Origin of the sequence: Streptomyces sp. NRRL WC-3549, from assembly GCF_000721935.1 — a bacterium.
GTDB lineage: Bacteria > Actinomycetota > Actinomycetes > Streptomycetales > Streptomycetaceae > Streptomyces.
In genome coordinates this window covers 1-8,466 of sequence record NZ_KL585398.1, presented here as the reverse complement: position 1 = coordinate 8,466, position 8,466 = coordinate 1, and the positions used below count along the sequence as shown (strand labels likewise).

The 8,466-nt window shown below is 72.9% G+C and carries 6 protein-coding genes; 3 read left to right on the top strand and 3 right to left on the bottom strand.

Features of this window, described 5'->3' with window-relative positions; translation table 11 throughout:
* Together IH13_RS0114380 and IH13_RS0114375 are read right to left on the bottom strand one after the other, a co-directional pair.
* Positions 1 to 1,376, bottom strand: a 1,376-nt coding sequence (locus tag IH13_RS0114380; protein ID WP_234433300.1) for a sigma-70 family RNA polymerase sigma factor, incomplete at its 3' end; no start/stop codon positions are given.
* A 179-nt stretch (positions 1,377 to 1,555) separates the two neighbouring features.
* Positions 1,556 to 2,356: a TetR/AcrR family transcriptional regulator gene (locus IH13_RS0114375; protein ID WP_031084444.1), complete on the bottom strand. Its 801-nt coding sequence runs from the start codon at positions 2,354 to 2,356 to the stop codon at positions 1,556 to 1,558.
* Positions 2,357 to 2,695: 339 nt separating this feature from the next.
* Between IH13_RS0114375 and IH13_RS0114370 the strand changes: the two genes are divergently transcribed.
* Together IH13_RS0114370 and IH13_RS0114365 are read left to right on the top strand one after the other, a co-directional pair.
* Positions 2,696 to 4,156, top strand: coding sequence for an NAD(P)/FAD-dependent oxidoreductase (locus tag IH13_RS0114370; RefSeq protein ID WP_037841383.1), 1,461 nt, complete (start codon positions 2,696 to 2,698; stop codon positions 4,154 to 4,156).
* A 332-nt stretch (positions 4,157 to 4,488) separates the two neighbouring features.
* Complete coding sequence (locus tag IH13_RS0114365; protein WP_031084439.1) at positions 4,489 to 6,141, top strand: ATP-binding SpoIIE family protein phosphatase; 1,653 nt, start codon at positions 4,489 to 4,491, stop codon at positions 6,139 to 6,141.
* Between the two features lie 10 nt (positions 6,142 to 6,151).
* Here the strand turns inward: IH13_RS0114365 and IH13_RS0114360 are convergent, their stop codons facing one another.
* On the bottom strand, positions 6,152 to 7,450 hold the full coding sequence (locus tag IH13_RS0114360; protein WP_031084437.1) for an MFS transporter: 1,299 nt from the start codon (positions 7,448 to 7,450) through the stop codon (positions 6,152 to 6,154).
* Between the two features lie 139 nt (positions 7,451 to 7,589).
* Here IH13_RS0114360 and IH13_RS0114355 point away from each other — a divergent pair, with 139 nt between their 5' ends.
* Positions 7,590 to 8,147 carry a MarR family winged helix-turn-helix transcriptional regulator gene (locus IH13_RS0114355; RefSeq protein WP_031084436.1) on the top strand — a complete coding sequence of 186 codons (558 nt, stop codon included), beginning with the start codon at positions 7,590 to 7,592 and terminating at the stop codon, positions 8,145 to 8,147.
* Positions 8,148 to 8,466: the final 319 nt, after the last annotated feature.

Below are 8,466 nucleotides of genomic sequence, written 5' to 3'. Positions count from 1 at the left end.
CTCCCCGAGGACGCCCCGCCGCCCGTCGCCGCGGCTGCGGCCCCGGCACCCGCCGCGCCGGCCGCCCCGCCCACCACGGCGCCCGCCGCCTTGACCGCGTAGCCGGCGGCGAACCAGCCGATGACGGCGACCGGAAGGAGCGCCGGGATGCCGGCGTTCACACTGTCCAGCTCACCGGCGGCGATCCGGCACCTCGCGCACTCCTCCAGGTGCTTGCGCAGCCCGCGCTCCGCCCGGGTCCGCAGACCGCCCCGGGCGTGGGCACCGAGCCGGTCGGCGTACCGGGCGCAGTCGCCGCCGGCCGTCAGCGCCTGGCTCACATGGGCCTGCAGATAGGCCTGCTTGAGCCCTTCGCGGGCCCTGACGGCCAGGACCGCCGTGGCGTTGGCCGTGAGGCCGAACAGCGGTGCGACCTCGCTGGGCGACTCCTCCTCCACCGCGGTGTGCCACAGCACCGCCTGCCACCGCTCGGGCAGACTGCGGAAGGCCTGCACGGCCATCGACCGGTCCGCCTCGCGCATCGCCCGGACATCGGCGCCCAGTTCGACGGTGTCGGCCTCGGACAGCTTCGCCGCGCGGGTGGCCTGGGCCGCGAACACGGCGAAGTCGTCCACCAGTTGCTCGCGCCCGGCGCTCTTCGTCCAGGCGGCGGCGACGTGCCGGACGGCGGTCATGAGGTAGGCCCGGACCGCCTCCTGCGGCCCCTTGCCGCCGCGCACCGCCTGCAAGGTCCGGGCGAACACCTCGGCCGTCAGGTCGTCGGCGGTGTGCGCGTCGCGGCAGCAGGTCCGGGCATAGCGGCGCACGGCCCCCGAGTGGCGCCGGAACAGCTCCTCGTACGCCCGGTCGTCACCGGCGCGCATCCTCTGGAGCAACTGCGCGTCGGACACCCCGAGGTCGGCCGAGCCGCCGCCACGGCCCTCGCGCTGCAGCGGCACGGCGAACGCGGTACCGCCCTCCGGAACCGGCCCGCTCCGCGTCACGGGGCCAGGGCCGCGGGGCGTCGCGTCGTCGTCGGGCACCGACCAGGGTCCGGGCAGGACGGTGCCGCCTCGTGAGGAGTCGCCTCCGGTGGACGTGCCCTTCGAAGAGGCGCTGCTGACGGAGGAGGCTCCGGGAGACGCACTGCCGACGGACGCGCCTCCCGGACGCCCGTCCGCGGCTGCTCCGCCACCCGCGGCCCCGGCCCCGCCGGTCACGCCGGGGCGGTAGGTCCGGGCGGCCACGCCGGGGCGGTCGGCAGGGGCCTCGGAACGGCCGTTGGACGGTGCCGGACCATTCTGCTCCGGCACCGGAACGGCAGGCTGCCCGCCGGCCTTCCCGCCCCCTCCCGCAGCAGCGGTGGACGGCTCGTCCTGCTGCGCCTCACCGCTCATCGCCAAAGCCCCCGTCTGCACCCTCGGACCCGAACTGTCGGGCAAGCGTGCCACAGGCCCCCACCGCGACCGGCCCCCGACCGGGGCAACCACTCGTCCGGGGCGACTTCCCGTACACCGGCCCCGCGAGGTCACTCCGTCGGGGATCATTCCCTCGCCCGGGGCGGGCCGGCACGCGGCTACACGGGCCGGGAGCGGAGCCCCTCCAGCAGGATGTCCAGCAACCGGGCGGAAGCGGCGGCCTGGTGGGCTGGGTCCGGCAGGGCCGGAGCCGCCGTGGCGATCACCAGCAGCACGTCGGCCACCGTCACATCCCCGCGCAGCTCACCCGACTCCCGGGCCCGGTCGACCAGCCGGCCCACCACCTCCAGCAGTTCGGACGCGCCCGCGTCGTCGTCAGGCTCCTCCTCGGCGGCGGGCCGCGGCGACACCACCTGGTGCCCGGGCTGCGTCACGCCCTGACGCTGGTGCGGAACCCGCTGCTCGCCCCCGGCCGGTACGGCGGCCGGCTCGTCCTGGTCGACCCCGACCCGCAGCACGTGCGGTGGCAGCAGCCGCCCCGCACCGGAGGCCACCGACGTCCGCAGGAAACGCGAGAGCGCCGACCACGGCTCGTCCTCCTGCCCCAGGGCCGACCGCGCCTGGTCGGTCAGCCGGGCCGTCTCCTCCTCGGCTATCCGGCGCACCAGCACGTCTTTGCTGGGGAAGCGCCGGTACACCGTGCCGACCCCGACCCTGGCGCGGCGGGCCACGTCCTCCATCGGCGCGCCGTACCCCAGCTCACCGAACACCTCGCGTGCGGCGCGCAGGACGTGTTCCAGATTGCGCTGGGCGTCCACACGCAGCGGCGCCGAGCGGGGCCCGCCCCCGCCCGCCGCGGCGATCGCCGCCGATCCCACCACCGCCACCGGACCCAATCGTCCCTGAGCCTCCGAAGAGGAGGTGACAACACTCTGCGCCTGCAAATCCTGAATGTGCATGACTTCCCCCGGTTATGACGTCTCCCCCCGGAGACTTCCCCGCCGTGTCGGTCGTTGTGCGGATCACGGTCCTGACCCTGCACCCCGACGGGGTACGAACATAGTTGAGCCCGAGTCAATTCAGAAGGGGCCAGTTCCGCACGGAGCGCCCCCCGATCGGAGCAAGGACCGGTTGGACCCCCATTCGACCCCGCTCGCCGGTCGATCCCGCTATGCCTGACCTGCACCGCAGGCGGGCCGGGCGCCGAACGCGACGCGGCGGGCGGACGGAGCGCTCCGGTCACACAAATTGCCGGGCCTGTGGACAAACACAGGACTCCGTTGCGTCATGGGATGGTGATGGCTCCAGATTCCCGGGGAACGGCCCCCGGCACCCGGCCGGCCGTACGTGTTCTCGTCGTCGGCGGCGGCTACGTCGGGATGTACACGGCACTGCGTCTCCAGGACAAGCTGCGGCGGAGACTGCGGAGCGGTGAGGCCGAGATCGTGGTGGTCACGCCCGAGCCCTATATGACGTATCAGCCGTTCCTCCCGGAAGCGGCGGCCGGTTCGATCTCGCCGCGCCACGTCGTCGTGTCGCTCCGCCGGGTTCTGCGCCGGTGCCGGGTCGTCATCGGCGAGGCCCGACGGATCGATCACGCCAAGCGCACGGCGACCGTCACGACCCTCGCCACCGGCGAGGACGGGACCGGCGCCGTCGAGATCCCGTACGACGAACTCGTCCTGGCACCCGGTTCCGTCTCGCGGACCCTCCCGGTGCCGGGCCTCGCCGACTTCGGCATCGGCTTCAAGACGGTCGAGGAGGCCATCGGCCTGCGCAACCACGTGATCGAACAGATGGACATCGCATCGGCCACCCGGGACCCCGCCATCCGTGACGCCGCCCTGACCTTCGTCTTCGTCGGCGGCGGCTACGCCGGCGTCGAGGCTTTGGCCGAGCTGGAGGACATGGCCCGCTACACCTCGCGGTACTACCACAACATCAAGCCCGAGGACCTGCGGTGGATCCTCGTCGAGGCCACGGGCCGCATCCTCCCCGAGGTGGGTGAGGAGCTCGGCGGGTACGCCGTCCGGGAACTGAGGGGACGCAACATCGACGTCCGGCTCGACACCCGGCTGGACAGCTGCGAGGACCGGATCGCGGTACTCAGCGACGGTTCACGCTTCCCGACGCGCACGCTCGTGTGGACCGCCGGGGTCAAGCCCGCACCGGTCCTGGCCGCCTCCGACCTCCCGCTCACCGAACGCGGCCGGCTGCGCTGTACCGCCGCCCTGGCGGTCGAGGGCGCCGAGCACGCCTGGGCGGCCGGAGACGCGGCGGCCGTGCCCGACCTCACCTCGTCCGAGCAGGGCGCCGTGACCGCGCCGAACGCCCAGCACGCGGTGCGCCAGGCCAGGGTCCTCGCCGAGAACGTCCTGGCCGCGCTCGCCGGGCGGCCCCCCACGGACTACCGCCACGCCTCCGCCGGGTCCGTCGCGTCCCTGGGGCTGCACAAGGGAGTGGCCCATGTGTACGGGCGCAAGATCAAGGGGTATCCGGCGTGGCTGATGCACCGCGTGTACCACCTCAGCCGGGTACCGACGTTCAACCGGAAGGCCCGGGTGCTCGCCGAGTGGACCCTGGCCGGGCTCTTCAAACGCGAGATCGTCTCCCTCGGCTCGCTCGAACACCCACGCGCCGAGTTCGCGCTCGCGGCGGGCGGCCACTCCTTCCCGTCCCAGCCCGGGGGCGACCGACGGCGCGCGCACCCGGGGGACGGGAAACCAGAGGACGGCGCCCCTCCGGGCGCGGCCGGCTGATCCGTACCCGGGACGGCACGCCGTCCCGTCGCGTACGTCCGTGCGGGCCGAAGCCCGCGGTTCAGCCGTCCGACGGGCAGCCGTACGGCAACTGTCAGTACGGTCGGTCACACTGGGCGTGTGACCATAGGTGGGCCCACACCTGCGCAGAGTGACCCGGTCGGCAGTCACCTACAGTGACCGTCGCAGATGAACGAGAAGACGATGACGCCTGATCGGCCCCTCCCGAGGACCGGCCCCGGAGCTTCGGCCGGCGACGTACCGGCACAGGGCCCGGCAGACGAAGCAGCTTGCCCGAGCGGACCAGACCGACACACGAGGCCAGAAATTCCGTGAACTTCACGCGCTGGAGCGCCCGTTTCCCCGGAACTCAGCGTCGCGCCGCCGTGCGGGACGACCAGGGCTCCGTCCCCGCCGCCCGTGCCGAGTCGACCCGGCCGGTGCCCGGCCACCCATCCCGGGCGGACGCGCCGGATCCGTCCGGCGGCACCCCGCTCGAAGCGCTCTCCGCGAGCGGGATCCTCGGCCGCCTCCCCGCCCCGGTCGCCCTGCTGCACGGTCCCGACCTGCGCATCACCTACGTCAACGACGCCTACACGGCCGCCTTCGGTGAACGGCCTCGCGGCGCGCCCGCCGCCGAGGCGATGCCGGAGCTCACCGAACTCAGCCTGCTGCCCCTGGTCGGCCAGGTCCTGCGCAGCGGTACGCCGCGCACGGTCAAGTCCCGCAAGGTCCTCACGGGCCACTCGTACACCGTCACCTGCACCCCCGTGGCCGTCAGCGACCCGGACGGCGAGGCGGGTGTGCTCGTCTACGCCACCGACGTCACCGACCACGCCGAAGCGGCGGAGCGCCTCCGGGCCAGTGAGCGCCGCCACCGGGACACGGCCGTCACCCTCCAGCGCTCCCTGCTGCCCCAGGACCTCGAACAGCCCGACGACCTGCGCATCGCGGCCACCTACCAGCCGGGCGGCACGGACGCCGCGGTCGGCGGCGACTGGTACGACGTGATCACCCTGGGCGCCGGCCGGACCGCGCTCGTCATCGGCGACGTGATGGGGCGCGGCGTACGTGCCGCGGCGGTCATGGGCCAGCTGCGTACCGCGGTCCGCGCCTACGCGCGCCTGGACCTGCCGCCCCACGAGGTGCTCCAGCTCCTGGACGTCCTCGCCGCCGAGATCGACGCCAGCCAGATCGCGACCTGCGTCTACGCCGTCCACGACCCCGACGAGGGGCACCTCGTCCACGCCTCCGCCGGGCACCTCCCGATCCTCGTACGCGACGAGGACGGCACGGTCCGCCGCGCGGAGGAACCGCCGGGCCCCCCGCTCGGCACCGGCGGCTGGTCCCACACGTCCGGGACGATCGCCCTGCCTCCCGGTTCGACGGCCGTGCTGTACACCGACGGCCTGGTGGAGCGCCGCGGCGAGGACATCGACGAGGGGCTCACCGCCCTGGAGCGCGCGCTGTCCGGTGCGGACGGGACGCCCCAGGTGGTCTGTGACCGGCTCATCCGTTCGCTGGGGGTGACCGCGGAACACGACGACGACGTGGCGGTGCTGGTCGTCCAGCACCCCGCCCGCACGGGAGCGAGTGCCGAGCTCTTCCACAACGCCTCGCTCGACCTGCTCGGCGGGGTCGAGGCGGCGCCCCGGGCGCGGGCGTTCGCCACCGGGGTCCTGGCCTCCTGGCGCTTCCCCGTGGAACTCTGCGACCTGGGGGTACTGGCCGCGAGCGAACTCGTGGCGAACTCCCTCCAGCACGGCACCCCGCCCATGCGCCTCGCCCTGAGACGCACCGACCGCCGCCTGATCATCGAGGTCACCGACGGCGACGAGCACCTTCCGCGCCGCCGCCGGGCCGAACCGGCGGACGAGGCGGGCCGCGGCATCTCCATCGTCGCGACGATCGCCTCGTCCTGGGGCAGCCGTCGGACCCCCGGGGGCGGCAAGGCCGTGTGGTGCGAGTTCGCCCTGCCCGCCTGACCCGGGTACGTCAGTGAGTGGCGACGGGGGCCGGCGCCGGCTCGCTCTCCGGCAGGGACACGGCCACCACCCGGGACGGTGCCGCGGCGAGTGACGGGTTGTCCTGGACGGCGGTGAGCCGTCGTCCCAGCTTCAGCGCGAGCACGGTGATGCCCAGGGAGAACAGCACGAAGGTCACGATGTACGGCCCGTGCAGCGACGCCCCCATGGGGCCGCCCACGGCCGGGCCGACCGCCAGCGCGAGCTGCTTCACCAGGGCGAACGCCGAGTTGTACTGGCCGACCATGGCCTCCGGAGCCAGATCGGCGACCAGCGGGGCCACGGTCGGGGACAGCATGGACTCACCGAGCCCGAACAGGGCGTACGTCGAGATCATCGCGGCCGTCGCCATCGTCTGGCTGCCGTGCCCGAGGCCCGCGTAACCGGCCACGACCCAGGCGAAGGCCCAGATCAGACCCACCCAGGCGATGACGCGGCTGCGCCGACGGCGTTCCACGAGACGCAGGACGACGAACTGGGCCACCACGATGACCGCCGTGTTGGCCGCCAGCGCGACACCCAGGGTCGACGGGGCGATCCCGGCGGCCTCGGTGCCGTACGCCGCGAGGCCGGACTCGAACTGCCCGTAGCAGGCGAAGAAAATCACGAAGCCCAGCACGCACAGCTGCACCATCGCGCGGTGCGACAGCAGGACCCGCAGTCCGGCCTTGGGAGCGGCCGAGCCCTCCCCGCCGGCCAGGGGCGCGGCGGGTGTCCGCGGCATGCGCACGGTGGCCGCGACGACGCCGAGCACGACGAACATCGCCGCCTCGATCAGGAAGAGCACGGTGAAGGTCGACGGCCGGCCGACGTCGACCAGCTGCCCTCCGACCAGGCCTCCGACCCCGAGTCCCAGGTTCTGCAGGAAGAACTGCATGGCGAAGACCCGGGTGCGGGTCGAGGTGTCCGAACACCGCACCAGCATCGTCGCGAGAGCCGGCTGCATGACCGCGGTACCCGCTCCGAGGACCGCCGCGGAGAGCACCGCGGTGGTCACCGAACCCGACACGCCCAGCGCGACGGCACCGAGGGCCGCGGTGGCCGACGCCACCACCAGGACGGACAGCGGTCCGCGCCGGTCGATGGCCCGTCCGGTGAACGGCAGCACGGCCAGTGCCGCCATGGCGAAGACAGCCAGTACGACACCCGCCGTACCGGCCCCGAGACCACGTACCTGCGCCACGTAGACGTACAGATACGGAACGGTGAACCCGAGGCCGAACGCGCTCAGCGCGCTCCCCACCTGGATCCGCCGCAGCGCCGCGCCCATCTCCCTGGTCAACACTCACCTACCTCAGACATCGCATTTTGAAGTACACAGACTGATAGACTTTAGCACTAAAGTTTGATGGTGAACACTTCAGGCCGAAGAACTTAGATGGCGACGGCAGGCGTGCAATACTCCCGCCATGTCTGACACCCCCGAGCAGCCCGGGCTCCAGGAGCCCAGCCTCGACGAGCAGATCGCCGCGTATCAGCGCGAGTTCCGGGATCTCGACCCGCAGGTCGAGCAGATCGTCTCCGCCCTCGGCCGGCTGAACCGCCGGATGAACGTCGCGTACGGCAGACAACTCGCCGACCTCGGCATCAGCAACGCCGAGTGGGAGGTCCTGAAGACCCTGGTGCTGGCCGGCGAGCCCTACCGCCTCGGGCCCGGGGAGCTCGCGAAGCGCCTCGGGCTCACCCCGGCGGCGATGACGCACCGCATCGACCGGATGGCGGGCGAGGGCCTGGTCACCCGGGACAGGGACGAGAACAACCGGGTGCGCGTCATCGTCGAGGTGACGGACGAGGGCCGCACCAAGTGGCTGGAGGCGATGCGCATGGCCACCACGTTCGAGGGCGACCTCCTCCAGGACCTCTCGGACCAGGAACGCGGAGCGCTCGGCGAGATCCTGATCCGACTGCTGCGCCGCGTGGAGCACGAGCAGCCGGACGCGGGCGGCCGGCTCACCGACCTGGACTGACCGGCACCGGAGGGGCGCCCCTGCGGGGGCCCGTGTGCGGTGCTGCGGGGACGGTGTGGCCGGGGTGGTGGGGCGGGGTTGACACACCCCGGTCCGGTCCGTAAGGTACTTCGAGTTGTCACGGAGCCGGTACGGATCCGCGGCGAACACCTCCCGCCGCGCATGCGGCAAACAAACTCAGCACGATCTCCCACCGGGGAGAATTTCGGCATGCCGGAATTCAATTCGAAGGCTCGATTATGAGTCGCCGGGAGAATCCGCTAGAGTTTGAGCGTCGGAACGGCCCAACGGCCGGGAAGACGAACCCCGCTGACTGGGA

Bases quoted from the DNA above. Each gene is read 5' to 3' on its own strand.
- IH13_RS0114375 (WP_031084444.1), bottom strand. From the start codon at position 2,356: ATGCACATTCAGGATTTGCAGGCGCAGAGTGTTGTCACCTCCTCTTCG.
- IH13_RS0114370 (WP_037841383.1), top strand. From the start codon at position 2,696: ATGGCTCCAGATTCCCGGGGAACGGCCCCCGGCACCCGGCCGGCCGTA.
- IH13_RS0114360 (WP_031084437.1), bottom strand. From the start codon at position 7,450: ATGGGCGCGGCGCTGCGGCGGATCCAGGTGGGGAGCGCGCTGAGCGCG.
- IH13_RS0114355 (WP_031084436.1), top strand. From the start codon at position 7,590: ATGTCTGACACCCCCGAGCAGCCCGGGCTCCAGGAGCCCAGCCTCGAC.